Raw genomic sequence first — 26254 nt, forward strand, 5'->3', positions numbered from 1 at the left:
GCGCAACGCCTTCTGGTGGTCGAATCAATTCCGCAGCATGCTCGGCTTTCGTGACGAAAGCGATTTTCCCAGCGAACTGGGTAGCTGGGCCAAGCGTCTGCACCCCGAGGACAGCGCCTGGGTGCTGGACGCCTTTGCTGCCCATATGAAGGATCGCAGCGGCCAGACCCCCTTCGATGTGCAATACCGCATCGCCCTGAAATCCGGTGAATACCGCTGGATGCGCGCCACTGGCGCGACCCTGCGCGATGAACGCGGCGTGCCGTTACGCACGGCTGGCTCGCTGCGCGACATCCACGACCAGCGCCTGCGCGACCAGGAGCTGGACGTCACCCTGACCCGCTTCGAACTGGCGCGGGAGATGCTCAACGACGGCCTCTGGGACATGGAGGTGATCGCCGGCGATCCGCTCAATCCTAGAAATCCCTTCTGGTGGTCGCCGCAATTCCGACGCCTGCTCGGCTACGAGACCCTCCAGGAATTCCCCGACGTACTCGACAGCTGGGCCTCGCGGCTCTATCCGGAAGATCGCGACCGGGTCCTGGAAGCCTTCGGTTCGCACATCAACGACCGCAGCGGCCGCACCGGCTTCGACATCACCTATCGCCTGGTGCTGAAGAACAACGAGGTACGCTGGTTCCGCGCCCGCGGCCAGACCAAGCGCACCGCCGATGGCACCCCGCTGCGCGTAGTGGGCGCCCTGGCCGACGTCCATGCCCTGCATGAGCAGGAATCCCTGCGCGGCAGCCAGGAAGACCAGCACCGCACCATGGAAGAGAACCTGCAGAAGGTGACCGAGATCGTCGGTTCCATCCAGGGTATCGCCGCCCAGACCAATCTGCTCGCGCTCAACGCCGCCATCGAGGCGGCACGGGCCGGTGAGGCGGGGCGGGGCTTCGCCGTGGTGGCGGACGAGGTGCGCAAGCTGGCGACCCGCACCTCGGAGGCCACCCAGCGGGCGGCCGACATGATCCGCAAGTAAGCGCGCCTGGACTCAGGCGTCGCTGGCGGTCGCCTTCTTGCGCGACCGGCTGCGCGGCTTGGGCGCTGGCGGGGCGACGCTGCTCTGGATGCCGCCGACCTGGGTCAGGTTGTCGTCGGGCTGGTCTTCCAGTTCGCGATTGGCCTGGAACCAGTGCTCGAAATCCTGGCCATGGGGACGACCTTCGCGTTCCCAGATTTCATAGGCGCGCTGGCGGATGCGTTCTTCGAGTGTCATACCGGTAACCTCTGGCAAAAGGGCAAGGGAGAGCGTTCGGCAGGACCGGCGCTCATCCTGACTAGGCCCGGGACGACAGCGGAAAGTTTCTCCAGGATCCCAGTCATCCCGGCCCTCTTGCCGCTTGCAGGGCTCTGGCATGCCGCTTCAGCGGCCAGGACCGTTCGTCGGTGTCCAGCTAGCTTTGCCAGGCGCGGCGATAGGCACCCGGTGCCACCCCGTAGGCCTGCTTGAATTGCCGATTGAGATGGCTCTGGTCGGCGAAGCCCAGTTGCAGGGCCACTTCCAGCGGCGCCCAGCCGGCCCGCAGCAGGCCCTGGGCGCGGGTCAGGCGCTGCTGCTTGAGCCAGGCGTGGGGCGGCAGGCCCGTGGCCCGGCGGAACACCCGCAGGAAATGAAAGGGCGACAGCCCCACCGCCTGGGCCAACTCTTCGAGACTGGGCGGGTGCTGCAGGCGCGCGCCGAGCAATTCGCGGGCACGCTGCACCGCCAGGGGTTCGTGGCCGGGTTCTACCAGGGCACCCAGGCGGGCATGGCGCCCGAACAGTAAGAGCAGCGCCTCGCGCCAGACGGTCTGCTGTTCCAGGGCCTCGGCGTCACCATCGGCCAGTCGATGCAGCTGGCTGAAGGCCGCGCTCACCTGGGGATCCTGCAGCACACTGGTGGCGAAGGCCGGGGTGGCATCGAGCGGGCGTCCCAGCTCGGCGAAGACCGGCGCCAGCTGCGCCAGCGTCGGATAGAAGCCGCGGTACTGCCAGCCTTCCTCCACCGCCGTCGCCCCGGTGTGCAACTCGTCCGGATTGATCAGCACCATGCTGCCGGTCGCGGCCAGGTGTTCGGCGCCGCGATGACGAAAGCGCTGGGCGCCGCGTTCGATCACGGTGAACACATAGCCTTCGTGCACATGGGGGGCGAAGCGTTGGCGGCGGTACCGGGCATGCAGCAACTCGACACCGCCCAGTCCGCGCGCCGCCCAGAGGCGGGCGTTTTCTTGTGGTCCGTTCATGAGACTCTCAGGGCATCGACCGTGCCCGATTCCACCTTACCGCGCTACAGCAGCCAGCGCAGCAGATAGAACACCCCCATGCTCAGGATCACCGTGGTCAACACCTGCCGGGTCCACAGCATCAGCCCCACCGCGGCCAGGCCCGCGAGCAGATAGGGATCGACCAGGGTCGCGACCAGCGACTTTTCGCCCGAGAACAGGAGGGGACCGCAGATGGCGGTGAGCATCCCCGGCACGGCGAATTCCAGGAAGGTGCGCAGGTGGCGCCCCAGGCGCAGTGGTAGGCGCGGTTCGAGAAAGAGATAGCGATTGAAGAAGACCAGGGCGGCCATGCCCAGCACGGTGGCGAGGATCATTGCAGGCGCTCCCGCAGACGCCGCACCAAGAAGCCCACGCTCATGCCCGCCAGTCCGCCCAGCACTAGGGCGCCCTGCCACTGCAGGTGATGCAGCCAGACCGACACCAGCAGCGCGGTGAGCACGCAGGCGACCGTGGCCAGGTCACGCATCAGGGGCACCACCAGGGCGATGAAGGTGGCGGCGATGGAAAAATCCAGGCCCAGGGCACCCAGGCTGGGCAGCACCCGCCCCAGCAGCAGGCCGGCCAGGGTGAAGAGATTCCACAGCAGGTAGAAGCTCAGGCCCATGCCCAGGGCGCGCCAGCGGTCGAAGCCCGCCGGTTGTTCGGCATGGTTAAGGGCGAAGAATTCGTCGGTGAGCAGAAAGCCGAAGCCCAGGCGCCAGGGCAGTGGTTGGGGCGCCAGCACCCGTCGCATATGCAGGCCATAGAGCAGGTGCTGGGAGGTCAGCAGCAGCGAGGTCAGCAGGATGGCGGCCAGGCCCGCGCCGGCCTTGAGCATGCCCAGGGCCACCAGTTGCGCCGCGCCGGCGAACACCAGCAGGGAGAAGGCCTGGCCCTCCAGCACGCTGAGGCCGGTCTCGATGGCCAGGGCGCCGACCAGGATGCCCCAGGGCGCGCAAGCCAGCGACAGCGGCATGATCTGCCAGGCGCCCTGCAGGAAGGCGCGGCGGCGGGAAGCGGTCATCGGCAGGGCTCCGGATAGCGGGGAAACCCCAGAGTGACGCGCCGCGCCCCGGCCTGTCTTGAACGTTCTTGCGCTACTTCTCCAGCAGGGCGAAGAGTTCCAGGTACTGCTTGGTCAGCTTGTGGCCAGGGTCCAGATGGATCAAGGGGCGATGCTGCTGGTGGGACTCGCGCATCTTCACCGAGGCCATCAGCGGCGCCGCCAATACCGGCAGGTCGCGCGCCTGGAGTTCCTCGATCAGCTGGCGTGGGGTGCTGGCCTGGGCGTGGTACTGGTTGATGACGATGCCTTCGACGGTGAGCCTGTCGTTGTAGTCCTCGCGGATCTCGTCCAGCTCCTCGATCAGGTCGTACAGCGCCTGCTGGGCGAAGACATCGCAGTCGAAGGGGATCAGGCAGCGATCGGCGGCGATCAGTGCCGAGATGCTGTAGAAGTTCAGCGCCGGCGGGGTATCCAGGTAGATGCGGTCATAGTCTTCGCCGAGCTTGTCGAGGTACTTGGCGAGCTTCTGGATCTTGTACTTGGATTCGAGCTTGAACTGCAGCTCGGTCAGCTCGCCCGAGGCGGCGATCAGATCCAGATTCGGCCAGGCGGTGGCATGGATGTTGGCCTGGGCCTTCTTGCCGCCGCTCAGGGTCTGCTTGAAGAAGTCGGCGATGCCGTGGGGCAGGTCGTCGCCTACCTGGCCGGTGAGGTACTGGCTGGAGTTGGCCTGGGGATCGAGGTCCACCAGCAGGGTGCGATAGCCCTCGTGGGCGCTGATGGCCGCCAGGTTGCAGGCGATGCTGGACTTGCCGACGCCACCCTTCTTGTTGAAGACCACGCGGCGCAGGGCATGACCGGCTGGAGAGCTGTGTGCGTTCATTGAGTCGTCCCGACAGAAATGGAAAGCCAGAGGCACAAGGCCCGATCGACCGTTTCGCTTATACCGAAACGCCACGCTCGGACGATGACGAATTTATGGCCATTGCATGACAGCTGTATGACGAGACTAGCGCAACGGTGGAACCTTGGCGCCTGCTCGCCCTTCGAACTCGGCAAGCTTCCGCCGAGAATCCACCATGAATACCCGTCGACTTTCCACCTTGCTGCTGCTCGCCTGTGCTCCCCTGGCCCAGGCCGCCAACGATACCCAGTCGCCGGTACCGGTACCGGGTGCCCCTGCCCAGACCGATACCCGGGTGCTCGAAGCCGGCGCCGATGTCTTGCAGCGCAAACCGCCCATCGCCGCCCTCAACACCTACCTGGACGGCTTCCATTTCTACAATGGCCATCCCCACGGCCAGATGGAAGCCCACCACTATTGCAGCGTCCTGGGCGAAGAGATGTTCCAGTGCGTGATCTACGACGGCAACGTCGCCGACGCCAAGCTGATGGGGGTCGAGTACATCATCAGCGAGCGGCTGTTCAAGACCCTGCCCGAGGCCGAGAAGGCCCTCTGGCATAGTCACGTACACGAGGTGAAGTCGGGTCAGCTGGTCGCACCCGGCGTGCCCCAGGTGGCCGAGCACCGGCTGATGGACAAGCTGGTGCACACCTATGGCAAGACCTGGCACACCTGGCATACCGACCAGGATCTGCAGCTGCCCCTGGGCGTCCCCCAACTGATGATGGGCTTCACTGCCGACGGCCAGCTGGATCCCAAGCTGCTCGCCGAACGTGACCGCCGCCTGGGCATTTCCAGCACCGAAACCAAGGCCGCCCGCGCCGATCTGGCAACCCCCACGGTCGCCCCCGGCGCCGACGCCTGGCAGCAGGGCAAGGTCATCCAGCTGCAGGACCCTACCGGACAATTGCACAACCACGATGGCGAGCACACCGAGCAGGGCGTCAATACCAGTTCGAACAAGCCCTGAGGCTTGGGTTGGGCTCCGGTCAGGTAACCCTCTGGAGTCCGCCCATGTCCTTGCCCACGTTGTATACGCCCCGCCTGCTGCTGCGGCCCTTGCAGCTGGAGGATGCCGGGGCGATCCAGCGGATTTTTCCGCAGTGGGAGATCGTGCGCTACCTCTCGGCCAGGGTGCCCTGGCCCTATCCCGCGGACGGTGCCCTGAGTTTCGTCCGTGATCTGGTCCTGCCCGGCATGGCCGCGGGTACTCACTGGTGCTGGACGCTACGGCTGCAGGCGCGACCGGACGAGCTGATCGGCTTGGCCAGTCTGCAGGAGGAGCCGGACAACCAGCGCGGCTTCTGGCTCGATCCCGGATACTGGCGGCAGGGTTTCATGAGCGAGGCCTGTGTCGAGCTCAATCGCTACTGGTTCCAGACACTCGCACGACCGAGTCTGCGGGTGACCAAGGCGATCGCCAACGAAGGCTCCCGCCGGCTGTCGCAGCGCGAAGGCATGCAGCGTATCGCCTGCCTGGAGATGGACAGCGTGAGCGGACGGCTCCCCGCGGAGTGCTGGGCGCTCACCCGGGCGCAGTGGTTGGCGCAGAAGGGGTAGTCACGGGCCCACGCGCCGCCGTCCCACACGCCTGGCAGAAGTGTGCGAAGGCACTCTTGCGGGTCTGGCAGGCGCCGCAGTGGTCGTGCAGGCCGATGCCGCAATGGGGGCAGAAGTCGATCCCCGGGTCCTTGAGGTCCACCGGCCGCTCGCAGCCCGGGCAGACGCCCTTGGCCAGGCGCGCCAGGGCGGTGTCGTAGTGCAATTCCTCGCGGCGCACCGTATCCGGCTGGGCTTCCTTGAGCGCCAGGCGGGTGCGGTAGTCCTGCAGGGCGCGGATGGCATGGCGTCCACCCAGCACCGTCAACAGGATGCCCACCAGATAGCGCACATAGCCGCCATAGCTGGGCAGATAGGGCACCAGCTCGACGAAAAAGGCGAAAAGCGCGAAGAAGATGAAGCCCCAGACGAAGGGCCACCAGGTACTCTTGCGCTGCCGGACGAACAGCCAGGCCGCCACCGCCAGCAGTGGGAGGGTCAGGGCCAGACGATAGAGAAAGACCCGCAGCTCGGCCTGCTGGCGGGCCTCCAGCCAGGCGGACTGCGCCGACTCGCCAAGGCTGGCCAGGGTGCGCTCGGCGGCGTTGGTGCGCTGCTCGGCATCCAGCAGCGCCTGTTCCTGGCGTTCGACCTGCTGCTCGGCTCGACGCTCACCGGCCTTGAGCTCGTCCAGGGCGCGACTGCGGGCGATCAGCTCGGCGTCCTGCTCGGGGCGCTGGGTGGTCTGGCGGGTGGCCAGCCAGTTGTCGAAGGTCTCGCGGTTGGCCCGGTAGCTGCGCGCCGCCGCGGTCTGCTGCAACTGGGCCTGGTCGAGGGCGTCCTGGGCCGTGCGTCGAGCCTGGTGCGCCTGGCGCTGGTCCCCACGCGCCGTGGCGGTGGCCACCGGGTCCATGAAGTCTTCCAGACCTTGCTGGCGCTCGACCTGGGGCAGATCGCCGACCAGGGTGCCACCCAGGCCGATCAGAAAGCCGGCGAACACCAACGCCAGCAGCCAGAGGCCGCGATTGAACCACTTTTCCGAAAGCCGCAACGATTTGCCCATGGATCCCTCCTGGTCGAAAGAAGGCTCAGCTTAGCCGCTCCCTGGTCCTCTCGCTCAGGCCAGCTTGATCGCCACCACCCCGGCGGCGAGGCCGGCGCCGATCTGGATCAGGCTGGCGGTGAGAAAGCGATCGAGACCGATCTTGAGCAGAGCGTTCCAGCCGGCGTGCAGCAGGGCGGCGAGCAGTACCAGGGCGAACAGGGGCGTGGTCACGAGGCCTCCGGCCAGGCGGATCCATCAGTCTAGCCCAGGGCGCCTTCCAGGAGGCCGCCCATGGCGCCAGGATCCCCGACGCCGCACACTGGCGGTCGTTTTCGCTGCCGCGCCAGGATGGCCGCCATGAATCCCTCTGCTGCTCTTCCGCCCCTCGCTCCGCCCATGGCGCCACGCCACGGCGCGGTCGGTCTGGCGCTGGTCGCCGGGCTGTCACTGCTGGCTGGCATGACCGATGCCATCGGCTTTCTCGCCACCGGCGATTTCGTTTCCTTCATGAGCGGTAATACCACCCGTCTAGCAGCCGATGTGGCGGCGGGTCGTTGGGCTGCCGCGGGGCACCTGGCATTGGCCATCGCCACCTTCGTGCTGGGCAACGCCGGCGGCGTGCTGCTGCAGCGGCTGACCCGCCAGCGCGCCTGCCTGCTGCTCGGCCTGCTGGCCCTGCTGCTGGCCCTGGCGGCCAGCCTGCCCGCAGGGCGCCTGGCGCTGCTGACCGGGGTGTTCGCCATGGGCATGGTCAATGCGGTGGTGGAGCAGGTCTATGGCCTGCCCATCGGCCTCACCTACGTCACCGGCGCCCTGTCGCGCTTCGGGCGCGGTCTGGGTCACTGGCTGCTGGGCGAACGCCGTCGCGGCTGGCGCATCCAGCTGGTGCCCTGGCTGGGCATGCTGCTGGGCGGGGTGCTGGGCGCTGCCCTGGAGGCGGGCCTGGGTCTGGCGGCCTGGTATGCCTGCGCGGCACTGGCGGCAATTCTGGCGGTGATCTTTCGCCTGATCCCGCGAGCCTGGCAACTGGGTTATCTGGCGTCATGAGCGAAGCGACCCCTGCCCTGGGCGTCAGCGCCCGCGATCCCGAACTCGGCCAGGCCAAGGTTCGCCTGGCCTTCATCCTGCCGGCCTCGGCCTACATCATCGGCGCCTGGGCCTGCGGCCTGTTCGGTAGCGCCATCCTGCTGGCCAACCTGCTGTGCTACGCGCTGTTCGCCGTGGTGGCCATCGGGCTGTTCTTCGAGGTCCGGCGGCGGCCGGGGGTGAAGCCCTGGCGGCGCCTCCTGGCCATGAGCCTGGACTTCAGCGCCATCACCTTTTCCTCCATCACCAGCGGCGAGGCCCTGCTGCCACTGTTCGGCGTGCTGCTCTGGGTCACGGTGGGCAATGGCCTGCGCTATGGGCGTGGCTACCTGTTGCTGGCTACCGGACTGTCACTGACCGCCCTGGCCGCCATCATCGCCGGGATGCCCTTTCTGCAACGCTATCCCACGGTGGCCCTGATGATGCTGGTGACCGCGCTGCTGGTGCCCGGCTACGTCTATTTCCTGCTGACCCGCATCCAGGATTCGCTGCGCGAGACCCAGGCCGCCAACCTGGCCAAGGCGCGCTTCCTGGCCCAGGCCAGCCATGACCTGCGCCAGCCGATCCATTCCATCGGCCTGTTCACCGCCTGCCTGCGCGACAGCCAGCTGAGCGCGGATCAGGGGCAGCTGGTGGACAACATCGACCGCTCGCTGCTGGGCGTCGAGCAGCTGTTCCGTTCGCTGTTGAACATCTACACCCTCGATCAGAAGCAGGTCAGCCCGCGGCGCACGGTGGTCGACCTGGATACCCTGGTCGACGACCTGATCCGGCAGAACGCCGAGGCCGCGCGCTGGGCCGGGGTTCAGGTCCGCTGGCGCCCCTGCCGGCTGCAGGTCTACAGCGATCCGGCACTGCTGCTCACCTCGCTGCAAAACCTGCTGTCCAACGCCCTCAAGTATGCCCCGGGAAGACCATTGCTGCTGGCGGTGCGTCGCCGTCAGGGCCGCCTTGCCTTGGCGGTCTACGACCAGGGCCCCGGCATCGCCGCTGAGCACCTGCCGCACCTGTGCGAAGAGTTCTATCGGGTACGGGAGACACGGGATCGCGACATCGAGGGGGTCGGCCTTGGCCTATCCATCGTGCAGCGCATCGCCACCTTGCTGGAACTGCAGCTGATCATCCGCTCGCGGCCTGGGCGGGGCACGGCGGTCAGCCTCCAGGGATTGCCACTGGCCGCCGTGCCGCTGGAGGCGCGGCCAAGACCGGCGAGCGGTCCCCAGCACCTGCTCGCCGGCTGGCGGGTGCTGCTCATCGAAGACGATGCCAATGTGCTGCTCGCCACCGCGACACTGTTGCGCAGCTGGGGCTGCGAGGTCACGACGGCCACCAGCATTCCCACCGGCGCGGTGGCCTGCGATCTGGTGATCACCGATTTCGATCTCGATCGCAGCGCTTCCGGCGCCGATTGCATCGCCTATCTCAACCGGCTGCAGGGCCGACGCATTCCGGCCATCGTGGTGACCGGGCACGACATCCCCCAGGTCCAGCAGGCACTGGGCGATGTCGAGATTCCGGTGCTGGCCAAGCCGGTACGACCGGCGGAATTGCGCGCCCTGCTGCTGGCCTTTCGCGTCGCGGCTACCTGAGCGAACGCTGGGTGTCGAGGCCGGTCTTGGCGCCAAAGGCGGCCGCTGCGGCGCGGGTGCCGACGCCCAGGGTGCGCAGCAGCGCGGACACATGGATGCGCACGGTAAAGGGCGAGATGGTCAGGACCCGCGCGATCTCCTTGTTGCTCAGGCCCTGGGTGATCAAGCCGAGTACCTCCAACTGCCGCGGCGTCAGCGCCTGCAACCGGTTATCGGGGGCCAGGCTGGTCGGGGCCAGACTCGGCGTGGCGTAGCGCACCACCGGTTGCCCGGCGAGACAGTCGGCGATGGCCTCGGCCATGGCCGTCGGCGGCAGGGCCTTGCCGATGAAGCCATCCACGCCCGCCGCCAGGATGTGCTCGATCACCGTGGCGTCTTCGAGCATGGAGACCACGATCAGGGTGCTGCGCTTGAATTCCTGGCGCAGCGCGCGCAGCGAAAAACTCAGGTCCTGACCGGGATAGAGCAGGTCCAGCAGCAGGCCGCTGGGCGGCTCGCCCTGGCGCGCCAGTTCCAGGACCTGTTGCAGGCTGTCGGCCTGCTCCACCTGTGCCTGCGGCTGCAGCTGGCGCAGGATGCGCACCAGGCCTTCACGAAACAGCGGATGGTCGTCGGCGACGATGAAACGTTGCATCTCTGGCTATCCTGGGGCCGCAGACGCCGGTCGCAACTCCGGGGTGGCCCAAAGCCTTTAGTCTAGCGCAGCGGTCGAAAGTGGACCACTTGGTAAAATTCTTGGGCCGCCGCGGCGCTCACCCGTTTTGCGCCATGCCGCGCGTGGCGGCCAGCGGCTCCGGCGGGGCCTGCACAGGGCCTGCGCCCAGCTGCCGCCGCATCAGCCACTCGAAGGCGGCGGTCAGCAGCACGGCCGCGCAGGCCAGTCCCAGCGCCAGCCCCCACCACACCCCGTGCGGACCGAAGCCTGCGTGCACTCCCAGGAGCCAGGCGCTGCTGGCGCCGATCAGACAATAGCAGAGCAGCCCGCCATAGAAGCCCAGACGCGCCTGGCGGATGCCGCGCAGGGCGCCCTGGGCGATGCTCTGGGTGCCGTCGAAGATGACGAACAGCGCAGCGATCAGCACCAGCTGCCGCGCCAGCTCGCTGACCGGACTGTGGGCATCTGGCAGGAACAGTCCCACCAACCATGCGGGAAAGCTCCAGAACAGCAGGGCGATGCCCAGCATCACCAGGGCGCCGCCGCCGATGGCCAGCCGCCCCACCAGCAGCGCCTCCCGTGGCCGGCCCGCGCCCTGATGCTGGCCGATGCGGATGCTGGTGGCATAGGACAGCCCCGCCGGCAGCATGAACACCAGGTACACCAGCTGGTTGGCGATCTGATTGGCCGCCAGCGCCGTGGCACCCAGGGCGCCCATGCACAGGGCCGCGGCGAGGAACAGGCAGGCCTCCACCGCATAGGTGCCGCTGATCGCCAGACCCTGGCCGAGGGTGTCGGCGAGGGCGCGGCGATCCGGGCGGCGCAGATAACGACGCAGGGGATAGGCGGCATAGGCCGGGTGCCGGGCGATATACAGCGCCAGCCCAAGGGCTGCGCCATTCATCACCACGGCGGTCACCGCGCCGATGCCCGCGAGCCCGGGCTGCGGCAGGCCGCCCCAGCCGTGCAGCAGGGCGAGGTTGAACAGGGCGTTGAGCACCGCCGCACCCAGGACGATGGTCAGCACCGGCCCGGGTCGTTCCAGGGCGCTGGTGAAGCCGCGCAGAGTCATGAACAGCAGGTGGCCGGGCAGGGCGAAGGCCAGGCAGCGCAGGAACACCCCGGCCGCCTGACGACTTTCTTCCGGCTGGCCGGCCAGGGCCAGCAGCGGCTCGATGTGCCACAGCAGGGTGCCGGCCAGCAGCGCCAGCACCCCGGCGATCCAGATTCCCGCCGCGGTCACCGCCGCTACCCCTTCGCTATCCCCCGCACCCCGGCGCAACGCCGCCAGGTTGGCCACCGCGGTGATCACCCCCACGCAGATCACCGAGACGAAGGAATAGACCGCAGCGCCCAGGCCGCCACCGGCCAGGGCGGCAGGCCCCAGGCGCCCCATCATCAGGGTGTCGGTGAAGACCATGGCCACATAGGCCAGCTGGGCGCCGATCAGGGGCAGGGCGAGACGCAACAGCGCGAGCAATTCGTGACGCGGCAGGGACATGGGGCGATCTCGCTGAACGGGAGGCGACTTTGACAAGAACTCATTGTTGGATGCGGTCGCGCCGCCCACAATCGGAAAATAGCCATGTCATCCATGAGTCTGAGTAATGCCTGAAGTCTCCACGCGGCTGCCGCCGCTGTACGCCTTGCGCGCCTTCGAGGCCGCCGCCCGCCATGGCTCCTTCACTCGCGCGGCCCAGGAATTGTCGCTGACCCAGAGCGCGGTCAGTCGTCATGTACGGACCCTGGAAGAGACCTTTGGCTGCCGCCTGTTCGAACGCGCCGGGCGTCAGCTGGCGCTGACCGAGCCCGGCAAGCTGCTCTTGCCCGGCCTGAGCGAAGGCTTCGAGGCGCTGGCGCGGGCCTGCGGCAATCTCGTCGTGGCGGAGGGCACCCTGAGGCTCAAGGCGCCCACCACCCTGTCACTGCGCTGGCTGCTAGCGCGTCTGGCGCGCTTTCGCCAGCTCAGTCCGCAACTGGACATCCAGCTCACCAGCGTCTGGATGGCCAGCGACCGGGTCGACTTCGTCCATGAACCCTTCGATTGCGCGGTGCTGCTCGGCAATGGCCGCTTCCCGGCGGATTGGGAGGTGGTGCCGCTGTTCGACGAGTGGCTGGTACCGGTCTGTTCGCCAGCCGCGGCCCGAGAGGGCGTCTGGGATGTGGCGCGCCTGCAACGGGAAGAGCTGCTGCATCCCACCTTCGACCGCCGCGACTGGCGTCGCTGGCTGCAGGCCATGGGCTTGACCCAGGCGGTGCCGCTCAGCGGCGGCCAGGTGTTCGACACCCTGGAACTGGGCATGGCTGCCGCCGCGCGTGGCTATGGGGTTTCCATCGGCGATCTGGTGATGCTCGCCGAGGACCTGGCGGCCGGGCTGATCGCCTTGCCCTGGCCAGCGGCCGTGGCCAGTGGCGATGCCTATTATCTGGTCTGGCCACGCAATCGTCGGGGGCAGGCACGCGTTCGCCAGCTGGGCGATTTTCTGCAGCGGGAGGTGGCGTCCCAGAGCCTGCCAGAGGTCATTCGCCACAAATAAGGCGCCAGACATCCGTCATTCGCTTTAGTTCGTCACGCTCCAGCCGATAAACTACTCGTTCATCGCTAAGAAGGCCGCCGTAGAGCGGCTCGTCCCTGATGTAGACCCTTGCCCTCAATTTTGTACTGCCCTACAGGGATGTAGGCGCTTTGGAGTCCTCTATGGTCATTTCTCCGCGTCGTAGTATTGCCCGACAACTTGCCTTGGCCCTCAGTCTGGTACTGATTGTCGTGATCGCCGGCAGCTGTCTGTTCGCCCTGCATGCCTTGAGCGTGTCCATCGAAGGCACCCAGCGCAAGCACCTGGGCAGCGAGGCCCGGCTGCTCGCCGATCAGCAGCAGACCTTCCTCGGTACGCTCAAGGTCAGCACCCAGCGCCTTGCCAATCTGTTCGAGCGCCGCTTCGATGGCGGCCTTTCCCGCAGCAGCGAGCGTACCGTCGTTGCCGGCACCGATACCCCGGTGCTGCTCTACAAGGGCGAGGCGCTCAACAACGACTTCACCCAGGTCGATGATTTCACCCGCCTCACCGGCGGTACCGCCACCATCTTCGTGCGCGATGGCGACGACTTCACCCGCATCACCACCTCGCTGAAGAAGCAGGACGGTAGCCGCGCCATCGGCACCCGCCTGGACCGCAAGCATCCCGGCTATGCCGGTCTGCTGCAGGGCCAGACCTACGTGGGGCGTGCCCAGCTGTTCGGTCGCTCCTACATGACCCAGTACAGCCCGGTACGCGACACCCAGGGCCAGGTCATCGCCGTGCTCTATGTCGGCTTCGACTACACCGACGCCCAGGCCCAGCAACTGGCCCAGCTGACCCAGCTGCGCATCGGCGAGACCGGCTCCCTGGCCCTGCTCGACGAACAGGGCAACTGGCTGGTCCCGCCGGCCAATGCCAAGCAGACCGACGAATTGCTCGCCGACCTCAAGAGCGATCCCAAGCAGCGCGTACATGGCTGGCAGGACGGCAATCAAGCCTTCCTCAGCGTCAGTGCGCCAGTCGCCGGCGAAGGCTGGACCGTGGTCGCCACCCTGCCCAAGGCCGAACTGGACGCCCCGGTGCATGCCGTTGGCCTGCGCCTGGCCATCGGCAGTCTGATCGCCCTGGTGCTGGCGGTGGTCGCCTCGGTCGTGCTGCTGCGCCGCAAGCTCAGCCCGCTGGGCCAGCTGGTGGAGCGGGCCCAGGCCCTGGGTCGCGGTCAGCTCAGCGTGCGCGTCGAGGCGCGCAGCCACGACGAGATCGGCGAACTCGCCCAGAGCTTCAACCAGATGGCCGATGCGCTGGCCTCCACCGTCGAGCAGGTTCGTGGCTCCTCGCGCGCGGTCACCGAGCGCTCCCAGCAACTGAGCCAGCTCTCCGACCAGACCCTCAGACGCTCCGCCGAGCAGTCCACCCAGATCGACAGCATGGCCAGCGCCGTGGAGGAATTCAGCGCCACCGCCCAGAACATCGCCGATGGCATGCAGCGCACCGAGCGCCTGGTGCAGGAAAACGCCCAGCAGACCCGCACCGGTACCCAGGCCATGCAGGGCGCCTCAGGCGCCCTGGAGCAGATCGCCGATTCCCTGGCCAGCACCGCCGAACTGATCAAGGGCCTGGATGGCCGCTCCCAGCAGATTGGCGGCATCATCGGCGTCATCAGCGGGATCGCCGAGCAGACCAACCTGCTGGCGCTCAACGCGGCCATCGAAGCGGCCCGCGCCGGTGAGCAAGGCCGTGGTTTCGCCGTGGTCGCCGATGAGGTCCGGCAATTGGCCGGTCGCACCAGCGAGGCCACCCGCGAGATCTCCCAGATGATCGGCGCGGTGCAGGGCGAGACCCAGCGCGCCATGGGCGCCATCGACGAAGGCAATCGCCTCATGGAGCAGGGCCTGGCGCGTAACGCCGATGTGGCCCAGGCGCTGCGCAGCATCGACCAGCAGGTCGCCGAGGCGGTGGAGCAATTCTCCGGCATCGCCCAGGCCACTGCCGAGCAGAGCACCACCGCCACGGCGCTGAGCCGCAACATCCAGGCGATCGCCGTGGACAACGCCGCCCAGCGCGATGCCGCCGAGGTACTGGCCGGTACCGCTGGCGAGCTGCGGCACCTGGCGGAAGACCTGAGCGCCGAAGTGGGCCGGTTCAGCTAGCCGGATCTTTCTGGCAGAACCGAAAGGGAGGCTCAGGCCTCCCTTTTTCATTCCTGCGCACCTTGGCGCTTGCCTGGCTGCAATACTCTGACTACTGTATGCAAATACAGTATAAGAGGAGGGGTGTCATGGGCGTATCCAACGAGGCGGTGCAGGCCGTCGAACGCATGCTGACCACGCTACGGGCGGAGCGCGACGACTATCGCGAGCTGGCCCATCAATGGCGGGCCATGTGCTTCGAGCTGGCGCAGGAAAACCAGGCGCTGCGAGATCGGCTGCAGGAGCCGCCGCGGCACTATGGTCCGCCTGCCGGCGCCTAGTGACTCGCCCGATACTGCAGCGCTTCGGCCAGCTGCGCCCGCTGGATCTCGGCCTGGCCGGCCAGATCGGCCAGGGTGCGGGCTACCTTGACCACCCGGTGCAGGGCGCGCAGGGACAGATTCAGGCGTTCGCCGGCGCCTTCCAGCCAGCGCTGATCGGCTTCGCTCAGGACACATACCTGGTGCAGCTGATCGAGGCCGAGCAGGGCGTTGGGGCGGCCCTGGCGCGCCAGTTGGATGGCCCGGGCCTCGGCGACCTGGCGTGCGGCCTCCGCCGTGGTGAGCTCGGCAGCCGGTGAGGCGCCCAGGCGCAGGTGCTCGCGGGCCACGGTCAGGTGCAGGTCGATGCGGTCCAGCAGCGGACCGGACAGCTTGCCCCTATAGCGCTGGATCTGCTCCGGACTGCAGCGACAGCGGCCGCTGGGGTCGCCCAGGTAGCCGCAAGGACAGGGATTCATCGCCGCCACCAGTTGGAAGCGCGCTGGAAAGCGTACCCGCTCGCGTGCCCGGGCGATGACGATCTCGCCACTTTCCAGGGGCTCGCGCAGCACCTCCAGCACCTTGCGATCGAATTCCGGCAACTCGTCGAGAAACAGCACCCCGCGATGGGCCAGGGTGATCTCGCCAGGCCCGGGGCGGCTGCCACCGCCCACCAGCGCCGGACCTGACGCCGAATGGTGCGGCTGACGAAAGGGTCGCTGCGGCCAGTGTTCCAGCGGCTCGGGTCCGGCCACCGAATGGATGGCGGCCACCTGCAGCGCCTCTTCCTCGTCCAGGGGCGGCAGGAGCCCTGGCAGGCGGCTGGCGAGCAGGGTCTTGCCGGTTCCTGGCGGTCCGGCGAGCAGCAGGTTGTGGGCACCGGCTGCAGCCACCACCAGGGCACGCTTGGCCGCCTGCTGTCCCTGGACCTCGGCGAGATCGGGATAGGGCAGCGGGGTGCGCAGCAGGCCGCTGGGCCGATAGGGGGCCAGCGGCGCCTGGCCGCTCAAATGGCCGGCGAGCTCCAATAGGTGATCGACCGCCAGCACCGTCAGGCCGCTGGCCAGGCAGGCTTCCTCGGCATTGGCACGAGGCACCACCAGGATACGGCCCGCCGTTCGGGCGGCCAGCGCCGCCGGCAGTACGCCGCGAATCGCCCGCACCGCGCCCGACAAGGCCAGCTCCCCCAGGCATTCGTAGCCGTCGAGGCCTTGCGCCGGCAGCTGCCCGCTGGCGGCGAGGATGCCGATGGCCAGGGCAAGGTCGAAGCGCCCGCCGTCTTTAGGGAGATCGGCGGGAGCGAGATTGAGGGTGATGCGGCGACTGGGGAATTCGAAACCGGCCGTGAGGATGGCGCTGCGCACCCGATCCTTGGCTTCGCGCACGGCGGTCTCCGGCAGGCCCACCAGGGTGAGGGCGGGCAGGCCATTGGCCAGGTGCGCCTCGACGACCACCGGCGGCGCTTCCACGCCCACCTGGGCGCGGGTATGAACGAGGGCAAGCGACATGATCTCTCCTTGATCGTGCTTCGCTAGACAGCAGGCTGCACCATCCTGGCGCGCCTTCGAGGTCAGTCGGCGGCGGCGACATCCGTGGCCGGGGTCACCGGCGGCTTCACGTCCTGGCTCCGGCTGTTCTCCAGCTCGTTCAGACGCGCTTCGAGAGCCTCCAGACGCGTACGCGTGCGGGCCAGCACCGCCATCTGCGCATCGAATTCATCACGGCTAACCACATCGAGCTTGCTCAGCGCACCCTGGAGCAGGGCCTTGAACTGGCTCTCGATTTCCGCCTTGGGCAGCGGCGAGTCCTGACCGAACAGCCGGCTGGCCTGCTGAGTCAGGGAGTCGAACAGCGAACGGGTCGTGGACATGGTTATTCCCTGCCTGTAATCAAAGCCCGAGTGTAGCACAACGGCTCCTGTGCCCCGGACAGCCACGACTGCACCGCTTTGGTGCCATCCCCATGCCAGAGCTGTTCGCTGTTGGTGCAAAGTCCTGCCCCATGACCGGTGGTCTGCCCTGTCAGGAGGCGCGCCAGGCCCACCGGCCCCGGTAATACGGCCCCCTTCACAAACCTGGCAAGCTTTCTGCTACTGCCGAAGCAGAGACGGGCGTCAGCGGACGCCTGGGGTAGAGGCGCGCTCTGGCCGCTTCTGCCGTAACCACGGCGATTACCACGCCGACGGTTAAACAGACGGTCACTGCGCTAGACTTGGGCCGGGGTTTGTTTTCCTGGGGCAAGTCAACTCAATCGGGAGAAGTTTCATGAAACTAGTCACCGCCATCATCAAGCCGTTCAAGCTCGACGACGTGCGTGAGTCGCTGTCCGAGATCGGTGTGCAAGGCATCACCGTTACCGAGGTCAAGGGCTTTGGCCGTCAGAAGGGCCACACCGAGCTCTATCGCGGCGCCGAATACGTCGTCGACTTCCTGCCCAAGGTCAAGATCGACGTCGCCATTGCCGACGATCAACTCGATCGCGTCATCGAGGCCATCACCAAGGCCGCCAACACCGGCAAGATCGGTGACGGCAAGATCTTCGTGGTGAATCTCGAGCAAGCCATCCGCATCCGTACCGGCGAAACCGACACAGACGCCATCTGACGCGTTAACCGACCGCCCAACCCCACACGAGCCCCAGGAGAAACAACGATGACTCTGCGCACCTACGCAGGGCTAGGAGCCCTCATGTCTTTCGTAGCGCTGCCGGGCCTGGCCATGGCCCAGGAAGCGGCTGCGGCACCAGCAATCAACAGCGGCGATACGGCCTGGATGCTGATCTCGACGGCCCTGGTGCTGTTCATGACCATCCCTGGTCTCGCGCTGTTCTACGGCGGCATGGTGCGTGCCAAGAACGTCCTCTCGGTGATGATGCAGTGCTTCGCCATCACCGGTCTCATCAGCATCCTGTGGATGGTCTACGGCTACAGCCTGGCCTTCGACACCACCGGCATGGAGAAGGGCGTCACCAATCTGAATTCCTTCATCGGTGGCCTGAGCAAGGCCTTCCTGTCCACCCTGGAACATGATGCCGTCACCTCGGCTACCGCACTGTTCCCGGAAAGCGTCTTCGTCACCTTCCAGATGACCTTCGCCATCATCACCCCGGCGTTGATCGTCGGCGCCTTCGCCGAGCGCATGAAGTTCTCCGCCATGCTGGTCTTCACCGGCCTGTGGTTCACCTTCGTCTACGCCCCCATCGCCCACATGGTCTGGAGCGGTGACGGCGGCCTGATGTGGGACTGGGGCGTACTGGACTTCGCGGGTGGCACCGTGGTGCACATCAACGCCGGTGTGGCCGGCCTCGTCGCGGCCCTGGTCCTGGGCAAGCGCAAGGGCTATCCCACCACTCCCATGGCGCCGCACAACCTGGGCTATACCCTGGTCGGTGCCGCCATGCTGTGGGTCGGCTGGTTCGGCTTCAATGCCGGTTCCGCCGCCGCTGCCAACGGCACCGCCGGCATGGCCATGCTGACCACCCAGATCGCCACCGCCGCCGCCGCCCTGGGCTGGATGTTCGCCGAGTGGATCACCCACGGTAAGCCGAGCGCCCTGGGCATCGCCTCCGGCGTGGTCGCCGGTCTGGTGGCCATCACCCCGGCCGCCGGTACCGCCGGTCCCATGGGCGCCCTGATCATCGGTCTGGTTTCCGGTGTGGTGTGCTTCTTCACCGCCACCAGCCTCAAGCGCAAGCTGGGCTACGACGACTCCCTGGACGCCTTTGGCGTGCACGGCATCGGCGGCATCGTCGGCGCCCTGCTGACCGGGGTCTTCGCCGCCCCGGCCCTGGGCGGCTTCGGCACCGTCACCGACATCGGCGCCCAGCTGTTCATCCAGTTCAAGGGCGTGGCCTTCACCATCGTCTACACCGGCATCGTCACCTTCGTGATCCTCAAGGTGCTGGACGTGGTCATGGGTCTGAGAGTCAACGAAGAAGAGGAAACCGTGGGTCTGGACCTCACCTTGCACAACGAGCGTGGCTACAACCTGTAAGCCGCCGCTCTGGAAAAAGGCGCCGCGAGGCGCCTTTTTCACGTCTGCCGTACGGCCGGAACAACCGTCGTCCTGCTGTGTCTAGACTGCACGCCAGCGGTGTGCAATCACCGCTTTGCTTTTCCGATCGTCGCGCTAGAATGCGCGCCCAGTCAGTCGGCGGGGGTTGTTCATGTGGCTGCAGCGGACCTTTTCCCTGCGCGCGCGGGCGCGTGGTTTCCATCTCGTCACGGCTGAGGTGCTGGAGCAACTGCCCGAGCTTGGCGAATGCCGGATCGGCCTGTTGCACCTCTGGCTGCAGCACACCTCGGCCTCGTTGACCATCAACGAGAATGCCGACGGGGCGGTGCGCCGTGACTTCGAGCGGTTCTTCAATCAGCTGGTGCCCCAGGGGCAGGCTGGTTACGAGCACGACTACGAAGGCCCGGACGACCTGCCTGCGCATTTCAAGAGCAGTCTGCTCGGCTGCAGTCTGAGCCTACCAGTCCAGGCCGGGCGCCTGGCGCTGGGAACCTGGCAGGGCATCTACCTGGGCGAGCATCGCGACCAAGGTGGCGCGCGGCGGCTGATCGCGACGCTGCAAGGCGAATAGCCAGGAATTTTTTTTAAGAGGCCGCGTCAAAACGCGCGGTCCGATTTTGCCAAAGTCTGTGGAGGCGGTTTATGAGCGACGAAGATCTGGAGCAGGACGACCTGGAGACCGGGGCGGAAGAAGAGGGCGATAACGAAGACTTCGCTGCCGCAACCGACGACGCCGAGCAAGAGGAAAGCGGCGAAAGCGAAACACCCGCGTCCGGCAGCAAGGCCAAGAAGAAGCGCGAAGCCGAGCCCGAGGAACTGCCTTCGGTGGAAGCCAAGCAGCGCGAGCGGGATGCGTTGGAAAAGGCCATGCAGGACTTTCTGGCCCGCGGTGGCAAGGTGCAGGAGATCGACGCCAATGTGGTCGCCGATCCGCCCAAGAAGCCCGACAGCAAGTATGGCAGTCGGCCCATCTAGGACCACGCCATACCGCCTTCGAAACCCCGCCTCGGCGGGGTTTCGTCTATCTGGCAGTTACAGCAGCGCCATCACCATGATGAAGCCGGTGAAGGCCGCAGCCATGGTCGCAAGGCAGGCCATGCAGATTACATCATCTCTCTCATACATGTTGGCAACGCCCTAAAGCCTAATGGGGTGATGGCATTTTGCTCCTCTGGCAAACATCTCCCTGTGTGGCTCATCGCAAAAGGCCACCATCTCGCCGCCGCGATGCCAAGCAGTTCACCAATGCCGGGGTGGTCCGTAATAGGGTCGCGCCTCATAGGCCGGCGGATAGGCGTAGTAGCCCGGCGGTGCCGGCCGCCAACGCGGCGCGGCATAACCCGGTTGCGGATAGGGCTGGTAGTAGCTGTAGGGGTAGCGATCCCTGCGGTAATAGGGGTGGTGCCGGTGATGCCGTCGAAATTCGCCCGCCGGCAGGAATTCGCCGCCCTCGGCGACGGCTGCGGCGCCGCCCGCCCAGGGCTGTCCTCGATCGGGGCCTTCATGGGCGGCGGCCAGGCCGCTGGCGGTCAGGGTGGCGGTCAACAGCAGAATCAACGACGCTCGCGATGCCATGGTGTTCTCCTCGCGGCGCTCGATAGGCCGCGTCACCATGAAACACCTTTGGCGGTCAGCGGACGTCAGGCCAGGTAAAGGTCCGGTAAGCCCGCCCGTCCACTCAGCCCCAATCGAGGCCCTGCATGCCGACGGCGACGATCAGCGCCATGGCCAGCAGGCCGATACCGCACATCAGGATGGTCAGCTCCAGTTGATCCAGACGTCGCTTCATCCCTGCCACCAGTGCCAGAGGGTAAAGCCGACCAGCGCCAGCACCAGGCCGAGAAACAACCGGTTCAGCCATAAGCTGACGCCGCTCAGCACCCTGAACCAGAGGGGGACGGTCGGCTCGGCGGTACGCGGGCCGGGCTGGTCGATGGCTGGTTGAGGCAGGGCGCCGGACAGGGCAGGGGCGATGAGGGGAATCGAGGGAATCGGCATGCAGTAAGCGCCTCCGTGCGCCTGGTGCGAGGTCTGGTTGACCGCAGCGGCCAACCGGGGTCGAGCGGCGCCCTTGATCGGTAGCCACCCTGCGATCGATCATCGCCGAAAATCTTGGCGATCGGGTGACGGGCTCCCGAAAAGGTCGGGCGGATCGCACTCTTGACGGCAAATGGCAGAGCACCTGGGGCCATGGCGGCGACTCCTGGATGGCGCGGATCCCTTCGAGACTTGAGCGCCTGGTCGGACAGGCGCAGTCTGGATGACCTTAGCGCACCCTGGCGCGAGGCCCTATGGGAAAACGTCATGACCAATCTGTTTCGCGACCTGCCCGATGCCTCCGCCGCGGAGGTGTTCACGTCCCTGCTGGCGCGGCCCGGTTGCCGCATCGAACGCATCGTTTCCCAGGGCCAGACGACGCCAGCGCAGACGCCCTATCGGCAGGCCCATGAGGAGTGGGTGCTGGTTCTGCAGGGCGCCGCGCGGATCGCCCTGGAAGGGCGGGAGGTGGCGCTCGAGCCAGGGGATACGCTGCTCATCCCCGCCCACGCTGAGCACTGGGTGACCTATACCGATCCCACAGTCGCCACGGTGTGGCTGGCTCTTCATCTCGGCGTGGTGGACGGAGCCCCGGCGCCGGCGTGAGGGCGATGGCGCCTGGCGTTCTTTCGACAGCCGTCGCTAGCGGACCAGGGTCACCGGGCCATGGTCGTCGCAGTGGCCGTCATGGACATGATGCAGCCGGCCATCCACCAGGTAGTCGACATGATCGCCGTGGGGCACGGCTTCGTGACCGCAATCGGGCCCATGGACGTGGTCGGCCGCATGGCCGCTGCTCTGGCCATGGGTGCAGTGATCCGGATTGGTCGCATTGACCTCCAGCACGTGCTCGTCCACGTGGTCACCATGCATGTGGTGCAGATGGCCGTCGTGGAGATAGTCGATGTGGCCCGCGTGCTCGATGGCGGTGTGGCCACAGTTCGGACCGTGCTGGTGGCTGTGATTGGCGTGATGCTTTTGGCTGCAGGTGCTCATGGTGCTGACTCCAGAAAAGGTGGGTGTCGGGGGACGCCGTGCCATTAAAAAGTCTGAAGTGGGTAGAGAGTCAAGATCGTCTGGGCGGGTTTCGCAAAGGATTGAGGCTGTCTAGAACGGGCCTTGGCACCCTTGGGGCAGGAGCAGGAGCAGGAGCAGGAGCAGGAGCAGGAGCAGGAGCAGGAGCAGGAGCAGGAGCAGGAGCAGGAGCAGGAGGGCGGTGCTGGGCCGCAAGGGAAGGGGCGTGACGAGACGGCGAGGCCTGCAGGCTGGCTTGCCCATATCACAGGCACAAAAAAACCGGCGCTAGGCCGGTTTCTCTGATTTCCAGATCCGCAGGATCCGGAAGCTTGTCTTGGTGCCCAGGGACGGAATCGAACCGCCGACACGGGGATTTTCAATCCCCTGCTCTACCAACTGAGCTACCTGGGCAACGGGGCGCATTAAAAGCGTTTCTCGACCCTGTGTCAACAGCGAGCCCAAAAAAATTTAGATTTTTCGGGCGCTTAGGCGTCGACTCAGGCGCTAGGGGGCACGTAGCCCTCAGCCTGGGCGTAGTCTTCACCGGACAGGAACTTGTCCATCTCGGCTTGCAGGAACTTGCGATCCTCGGCGTTCATCATGTTCAGCCGACGCTCGTTGATGAGCATGGTCTGGTGCTTCTGCCACTCTTCCCAGGCCTGCTTGGAGACGTGCTGATAGATGTCTTCGCCCTTGGCGCCGGGGTAGGGCGGACGATCGAGGGCGGGCAGCTCCTGCTTGTGCTTGCGGCACATCACGGTGCGGGTCATGTGGGTTCTCCTTTGAGCGCCTGCTCGGCGCGCTTGAGCAATTTCTGCACCGGGGCGGCGAGGCCCAGGCGCGGCGGGGACGCGAGGTTATACCAAAGCCAGTCACCCTCGGCCACGCGGTGCTGGCGATGGTCCACCTGCACCAGCCAGGGTTCGATGGCCAGCTGGAAATGGCTGAAGGTGTGCACCAGGCCGGGCAGCGCCTGGCGTTCGTCGATGGCGAGGCCCTGGCGTTCGGCGAGGGCTTCGAGTTCGGCCACGTCGGCCACCTCCGGCGGACCCCAGAGACCGCCCCAGAGGCCGGTCGAGGGGCGGCGCTGGAGGAGCACGGCATTGGCGTCGTTGACGAACAGCGGCATCAGGGTGCTGCGCTGCGGCAGGGTCTTGCGTGGCTTGGCGGCGGGAAAGTCGGTTTCCTGGCCCAGCAGGTGGGCACGGCAGCCGGGCTTGACCGGGCACAGCAGACAGCTGGGTTTGCTGCGGGTACAGAGGGTGGCGCCCAGGTCCATCATCGCCTGGGTGTAGTGGCCGACCCGCTCGTGGGGCATCAGTCGGTCGGCCACCTCCCACAGACGGCGGGCCACGGCGGGTTCGCCCGGATAGCCGGGAGTGGCGGTATAGCGGGCCAGGACGCGCTTGACGTTGCCATCGAGGATGGGCGCCCGGATGCCCATGCTCAGGCTGGCGATGGCGCCAGCGGTGGAGCGACCGATGCCGGGTAGCTCGGCCAGGGCCTCGACGCTGCGCGGGAATTCGCCGCCATGGCGCTCGACCACGGTCTTGGCGGCCTTGTGCACGTTGCGCGCGCGGCTGTAGTAGCCGAGGCCGGTCCAGAGGTGCAGCACCTCGTCTTCCGGCGCCGCGGCCAGGGCCTCGACGGTGGGCAGCGCCTGCATGAAGCGGTCGAAGTAGCCCAGCACGGTGGCGACCTGGGTCTGCTGGAGCATGATCTCCGAGACCCAGACGCGATAGGGCGTCACGCCCTGTTGCCAGGGCAGGTCCTTGCGGCCGTGCAGGTCGTACCAGGCCAGCACGGCGGTACCAAAGGCGTCGTCAGTCATCGGCGTTGCAGCAGCCCTCGGATGGCGTTCTGGATGTCGGGGCTGATTTTATCACCGAGCTTCTCTTCGATTTTTTCGTTCAGACGATTGCCAGCGGCACGGGCGATGATCTGGCCCATGGCCTCGCGATCCAGGCGGCAGGCCTTGGCGCCCAGTTCCAGGGGGCCTCGGCACTGCAGCGGCCACTCGATATCCGCATAGCGCTCGCCGACCCGGCAGCCGGGATCGGCGGCGGCATTGGTGTCGCCCTGCACGGTGATACCCAGGCGGTAGTCGAGGCCGAGGGTGCGCAGGTCGATGTCGCCCGCGCCCTTTACCGCCAGGCCCGGCACGCTGACGCTGAGGTCCTGGTTGCGGGCCACGCCGTTGACGATGTTGAGGCTGCCGCTCAACTGGCGGAACGGGGTGTTCTGGCCGCCATGGGGCAGCTCCAGCGGCTTGCGATTGAGCAGGGCGATGCCCTGGCACAGCTGGCTTTCGACGTTGGCGTCGATCAGTTGGCCATTGCGTAGGGCGAAGCGCGCGGTGCCGCCCAGGTTGTCGATCAGAGTGCGCTGGCTGGCACCCGAGCTGCGCAGATCGGCGTCCAGGTCCAGCAGGCCTTCCACCGGCGGCTTCTGGCCCTGGGCCTGGAGGATGCGCTCCGCCGGTACGCCCTTGATGCGTTCACGAGCGGTGAGTTGTGGCTGGACGCCGCGCACGTCGAGGGCGCCATTGGCTTCGAAGCGACCGCCGAACAGCTCGCCTTCCAGGGCGCTGAGTTGCAGTTGGCCATCGGCGGCCCTGGCCTTGAGACTGGCGCCTTCGAAGGGCAGGCGATTGAGGGTCAGGTGTTGCAGGCTCAGGTCGACATCGGCGTCCAGGCTGCGCAGGCGCTCCACCGGCAACAGGGTTTCCTGGCTCCAGGCGTGCTGGGTCGGCGCCTCGGGCAGCGGCGAGTTGCCCTGGGTGGCGATGGCATCGACCTGGGCGACCTCTTCCTGGCGCGCGCCATTGGCCTGGCGCGCCGCGGCGGCCTTGGCCGGCAGATAACGATCCAGGTCCAGGGCGTCGCCGCTGACCTGGATACGCAGGGCGCGGCGGGCGATGTCGGCGACGGCGACGCGGCCCTTGAGGGTGCTGTCGTCGAGCTGGAAGTTGAAGTCGTCCAGCGCCAGGGCGTTGCGGCTGGCTTGCACCTGGGCATTCATCTCGAAGCGCTGCAGGGTCTTGGCATCGGCCATGGCCGGCAATTCGACGCCGATACTGTCGAGGAAGGCGCGCAGGTCCAGGCGGGCGATGGAGACGCGCCCGGCCAGCTGCGGATCGGTTTCCAGACCGGTGAGCTTGAGGTCGCCCAGTGCTTTGAGGTCATTAGCAGTGAGCTTGAGGCTGGTCCACTCGGCGGTCTGGGCGCGGCGGTCGACGGCCAGTTGGCCGCTGGCGGAATAGTTGACCACCTTGCCGTTGAAGGGCTCGCCACTGGCGTCGCCGGTCAGCTGGAGATTGTCCAGGGCGTATTGCTGGCTGGCCGGATCGAAGCGCAATTCACCGTTGAGCAGTACCGTGGCGTTGACCGGCGGCTGGGTGGTACTGGTGGTGCCGGCCAGCTTGATGGGAATGGGCGTGCCGGCGTAGATGGCCCCGGTCTCCAGATCGATGCCCTCGAAGGCATAGCGGGCGCCGCTGCGGGCGTCGCTGTATTCGACGCGGGAATTGCGCACGGTCAGGCTCTCGACGTTGAGCTTGAGCGGCTGGCGTCCCGCGGTCGGCTCGCCAGACGTGGACGTGTCGGCGGGGGTGTCGGCCGGCGCGGCGCCAGCGTCCGCCTTGGATGCGGGGCGGCCGATTTCGGCCCAGTTGGTACGGCCCTGCTCATCGCGGCTGGCGGTGAGATCCAGGCCGTCGATCTTGATGTCGCTCATCTCCAGATCACGGCGCAGCAGCAGCGGCAGTAGGCGGACCGAGAGGATCAGCCGCTGCACCTGGGCCAGCTGGCGGTCGGGGGTGGCGGCGCTGGCCAGGGTGGCGTCGTGCAATTCGACGCCCAGCCAGGGAAACAGACTCCAGCCGATGTCGCCCTTGAGTTGCAGGTCGACGTTGGCCTTGTCGCGCGCCAGCTGGCGGAGCTCGTCCTTGTAGTCGTTGGGATCGACCAGATGGGTGAGGGCGAAGCCTGCGGCGACCAGCAGGAGCAGCAGGCCGACGAGGACGATACCCAGCACTTTGGCGAAAGCTTTCATGACGAGGAAATTCCTGTTCCGGCGGGCGATGGCGCGACTGGCCAGTATAGGGCTTGGGCTGGCCGCGATGACATCGAGGTGTCGGCCCTGTGACAG

28 protein-coding genes, 1 tRNA gene and 4 pseudogenes are annotated in these 26254 nt (G+C 66.9%); 15 read left to right on the forward strand and 18 right to left on the reverse strand.

What is annotated here, in order from left to right:
• Positions 1-37 precede the first annotated feature (37 nt).
• A pseudogene (locus tag V6W80_RS23910) lies at positions 38-640 on the forward strand (PAS domain-containing protein); the annotation flags it as partial.
• A gap of 51 nt (positions 641-691) precedes the next feature.
• Positions 692-955 (forward strand): annotated as a pseudogene (locus tag V6W80_RS23915) (methyl-accepting chemotaxis protein); the annotation flags it as partial.
• A gap of 39 nt (positions 956-994) precedes the next feature.
• Here the strand turns inward: V6W80_RS23915 and V6W80_RS01440 are convergent.
• The 5 genes from V6W80_RS01440 to V6W80_RS01460 all read right to left on the reverse strand — a co-directional run bounded on the left by V6W80_RS01440 (position 995) and on the right by V6W80_RS01460 (position 4102).
• Positions 995-1219, reverse strand: a complete 225-nt coding sequence (locus tag V6W80_RS01440; RefSeq protein ID WP_017639592.1) for a DUF2934 domain-containing protein — start codon at positions 1217-1219, stop codon at positions 995-997.
• 178 nt (positions 1220-1397) lie between these two features.
• Complete coding sequence (locus V6W80_RS01445) at positions 1398-2225, reverse strand: AraC family transcriptional regulator (RefSeq protein ID WP_338545691.1); 828 nt, start codon at positions 2223-2225, stop codon at positions 1398-1400.
• Between the two features lie 44 nt (positions 2226-2269).
• A complete protein-coding gene (locus V6W80_RS01450) occupies positions 2270-2581 on the reverse strand; it encodes an AzlD domain-containing protein (RefSeq protein ID WP_017639591.1) in 312 nt (103 codons plus the stop codon).
• Positions 2578-3270, reverse strand: a complete 693-nt coding sequence (locus V6W80_RS01455; RefSeq protein ID WP_338545692.1) for an AzlC family ABC transporter permease — start codon at positions 3268-3270, stop codon at positions 2578-2580. Before V6W80_RS01455 ends, V6W80_RS01450 begins: the two co-directional genes overlap by 4 nt.
• A gap of 73 nt (positions 3271-3343) precedes the next feature.
• Entirely contained in the window at positions 3344-4102 is a 759-nt protein-coding gene (locus V6W80_RS01460) for a ParA family protein (RefSeq protein ID WP_026083677.1), read from the reverse strand.
• Between the two features lie 229 nt (positions 4103-4331).
• Between V6W80_RS01460 and V6W80_RS01465 the strand changes: the two genes are divergently transcribed.
• A complete protein-coding gene (locus V6W80_RS01465; protein ID WP_338545693.1) occupies positions 4332-5126 on the forward strand; it encodes an OBAP family protein in 795 nt (264 codons plus the stop codon).
• A gap of 44 nt (positions 5127-5170) precedes the next feature.
• A complete protein-coding gene (locus tag V6W80_RS01470) occupies positions 5171-5716 on the forward strand; it encodes a GNAT family N-acetyltransferase (protein WP_338545694.1) in 546 nt (181 codons plus the stop codon).
• Here V6W80_RS01470 and V6W80_RS01475 read toward each other — a convergent pair.
• Both V6W80_RS01475 and V6W80_RS01480 read right to left on the reverse strand, forming a co-directional pair.
• A complete protein-coding gene (locus tag V6W80_RS01475; RefSeq protein WP_338545695.1) occupies positions 5682-6758 on the reverse strand; it encodes a serine endopeptidase in 1077 nt (358 codons plus the stop codon). The two genes, V6W80_RS01470 and V6W80_RS01475, sit on opposite strands and share 35 nt — an antisense overlap.
• A gap of 81 nt (positions 6759-6839) precedes the next feature.
• Positions 6840-6971 (reverse strand): annotated as a pseudogene (locus V6W80_RS01480) (EamA family transporter); the annotation flags it as partial.
• 126 nt (positions 6972-7097) lie between these two features.
• On the opposite strand from V6W80_RS01480, the gene V6W80_RS01485 reads away from it, so the two are divergent.
• Together V6W80_RS01485 and V6W80_RS01490 are read left to right on the forward strand one after the other, a co-directional pair.
• Positions 7098-7787, forward strand: coding sequence for a YoaK family protein (locus V6W80_RS01485; protein ID WP_338545696.1), 690 nt, complete (start codon positions 7098-7100; stop codon positions 7785-7787).
• A complete protein-coding gene (locus V6W80_RS01490) occupies positions 7784-9415 on the forward strand; it encodes an ATP-binding response regulator (protein WP_338545697.1) in 1632 nt (543 codons plus the stop codon). The genes V6W80_RS01485 and V6W80_RS01490 overlap by 4 nt, the downstream gene beginning before the upstream one ends.
• Here V6W80_RS01490 and V6W80_RS01495 read toward each other — a convergent pair.
• Together V6W80_RS01495 and V6W80_RS01500 are read right to left on the reverse strand one after the other, a co-directional pair.
• Positions 9408-10049 (reverse strand): response regulator transcription factor, encoded by a 642-nt coding sequence (locus V6W80_RS01495; RefSeq protein WP_338545698.1) that lies wholly within the window; start codon positions 10047-10049, stop codon positions 9408-9410. The two genes, V6W80_RS01490 and V6W80_RS01495, sit on opposite strands and share 8 nt — an antisense overlap.
• A gap of 118 nt (positions 10050-10167) precedes the next feature.
• Positions 10168-11571: a NorM family multidrug efflux MATE transporter gene (locus V6W80_RS01500; RefSeq protein ID WP_017639581.1), complete on the reverse strand. Its 1404-nt coding sequence runs from the start codon at positions 11569-11571 to the stop codon at positions 10168-10170.
• 106 nt (positions 11572-11677) lie between these two features.
• Here V6W80_RS01500 and V6W80_RS01505 point away from each other — a divergent pair, with 106 nt between their 5' ends.
• The 4 genes and pseudogenes from V6W80_RS01505 to V6W80_RS01515 all read left to right on the forward strand — a co-directional run bounded on the left by V6W80_RS01505 (position 11678) and on the right by V6W80_RS01515 (position 15059).
• Complete coding sequence (locus tag V6W80_RS01505; RefSeq protein ID WP_017639580.1) at positions 11678-12607, forward strand: LysR substrate-binding domain-containing protein; 930 nt, start codon at positions 11678-11680, stop codon at positions 12605-12607.
• 161 nt (positions 12608-12768) lie between these two features.
• Positions 12769-13833: pseudogene (locus tag V6W80_RS23920) on the forward strand (Cache 3/Cache 2 fusion domain-containing protein); the annotation flags it as partial.
• Between the two features lie 183 nt (positions 13834-14016).
• The gene (locus V6W80_RS23925) at positions 14017-14739 is read left to right on the forward strand and encodes a methyl-accepting chemotaxis protein (RefSeq protein ID WP_430695088.1); all 723 of its coding nucleotides are present in this window, start codon (positions 14017-14019) and stop codon (positions 14737-14739) included.
• Between the two features lie 128 nt (positions 14740-14867).
• Complete coding sequence (locus V6W80_RS01515) at positions 14868-15059, forward strand: hypothetical protein (protein WP_027597468.1); 192 nt, start codon at positions 14868-14870, stop codon at positions 15057-15059.
• Here the strand turns inward: V6W80_RS01515 and V6W80_RS01520 are convergent.
• Positions 15056-16546, reverse strand: a complete 1491-nt coding sequence (locus V6W80_RS01520) for a YifB family Mg chelatase-like AAA ATPase (protein ID WP_184288875.1) — start codon at positions 16544-16546, stop codon at positions 15056-15058. The genes V6W80_RS01515 and V6W80_RS01520 overlap by 4 nt on opposite strands.
• 62 nt (positions 16547-16608) lie before the next feature.
• Positions 16609-16908: an accessory factor UbiK family protein gene (locus tag V6W80_RS01525; RefSeq protein ID WP_338545699.1), complete on the reverse strand. Its 300-nt coding sequence runs from the start codon at positions 16906-16908 to the stop codon at positions 16609-16611.
• Positions 16909-17302: 394 nt separating this feature from the next.
• Here V6W80_RS01525 and glnK point away from each other — a divergent pair, with 394 nt between their 5' ends.
• From glnK to sutA, 4 genes are all read left to right on the forward strand, one after another.
• Entirely contained in the window at positions 17303-17641 is a 339-nt protein-coding gene (gene glnK / locus V6W80_RS01530) for a P-II family nitrogen regulator (protein ID WP_003096476.1), read from the forward strand.
• Positions 17642-17689: 48 nt separating this feature from the next.
• Positions 17690-19030, forward strand: coding sequence for an ammonium transporter (locus V6W80_RS01535; protein ID WP_026083673.1), 1341 nt, complete (start codon positions 17690-17692; stop codon positions 19028-19030).
• A gap of 172 nt (positions 19031-19202) precedes the next feature.
• The gene (locus V6W80_RS01540) at positions 19203-19622 is read left to right on the forward strand and encodes a secondary thiamine-phosphate synthase enzyme YjbQ (RefSeq protein ID WP_093255020.1); all 420 of its coding nucleotides are present in this window, start codon (positions 19203-19205) and stop codon (positions 19620-19622) included.
• Between the two features lie 71 nt (positions 19623-19693).
• Complete coding sequence (gene sutA / locus V6W80_RS01545; protein WP_017639573.1) at positions 19694-20026, forward strand: transcriptional regulator SutA; 333 nt, start codon at positions 19694-19696, stop codon at positions 20024-20026.
• Between the two features lie 264 nt (positions 20027-20290).
• Here sutA and V6W80_RS01550 read toward each other — a convergent pair whose 3' ends face one another.
• Together V6W80_RS01550 and V6W80_RS01555 are read right to left on the reverse strand one after the other, a co-directional pair.
• Positions 20291-20665 carry a hypothetical protein gene (locus V6W80_RS01550; protein ID WP_231893017.1) on the reverse strand — a complete coding sequence of 125 codons (375 nt, stop codon included), beginning with the start codon at positions 20663-20665 and terminating at the stop codon, positions 20291-20293.
• Between the two features lie 171 nt (positions 20666-20836).
• On the reverse strand, positions 20837-21049 hold the full coding sequence (locus V6W80_RS01555; RefSeq protein WP_338545700.1) for a hypothetical protein: 213 nt from the start codon (positions 21047-21049) through the stop codon (positions 20837-20839).
• 306 nt (positions 21050-21355) lie between these two features.
• Between V6W80_RS01555 and V6W80_RS01560 the strand changes: the two genes are divergently transcribed.
• Positions 21356-21694, forward strand: coding sequence for a cupin domain-containing protein (locus V6W80_RS01560; protein ID WP_017639569.1), 339 nt, complete (start codon positions 21356-21358; stop codon positions 21692-21694).
• Between the two features lie 36 nt (positions 21695-21730).
• Here the strand turns inward: V6W80_RS01560 and V6W80_RS01565 are convergent, their stop codons facing one another.
• From V6W80_RS01565 to V6W80_RS01585, 5 genes are all read right to left on the reverse strand, one after another.
• Positions 21731-22084, reverse strand: coding sequence for a hypothetical protein (locus V6W80_RS01565; RefSeq protein ID WP_017639568.1), 354 nt, complete (start codon positions 22082-22084; stop codon positions 21731-21733).
• Between the two features lie 356 nt (positions 22085-22440).
• A tRNA-Phe gene (locus tag V6W80_RS01570) sits at positions 22441-22516 on the reverse strand.
• Positions 22517-22602: 86 nt separating this feature from the next.
• Positions 22603-22875: an oxidative damage protection protein gene (locus V6W80_RS01575; protein WP_017639567.1), complete on the reverse strand. Its 273-nt coding sequence runs from the start codon at positions 22873-22875 to the stop codon at positions 22603-22605.
• Positions 22872-23936 (reverse strand): A/G-specific adenine glycosylase, encoded by a 1065-nt coding sequence (mutY, locus tag V6W80_RS01580; protein ID WP_338545701.1) that lies wholly within the window; start codon positions 23934-23936, stop codon positions 22872-22874. Before mutY ends, V6W80_RS01575 begins: the two co-directional genes overlap by 4 nt.
• The gene (locus V6W80_RS01585; protein WP_338545702.1) at positions 23933-26158 is read right to left on the reverse strand and encodes an AsmA family protein; all 2226 of its coding nucleotides are present in this window, start codon (positions 26156-26158) and stop codon (positions 23933-23935) included. Before V6W80_RS01585 ends, mutY begins: the two co-directional genes overlap by 4 nt.
• Positions 26159-26254 lie beyond the last annotated feature (96 nt).

The organism is Pseudomonas benzopyrenica, assembly GCF_036884265.1.
GTDB classification, from domain to species: Bacteria; Pseudomonadota; Gammaproteobacteria; order Pseudomonadales; family Pseudomonadaceae; genus Chryseomonas; species Chryseomonas benzopyrenica.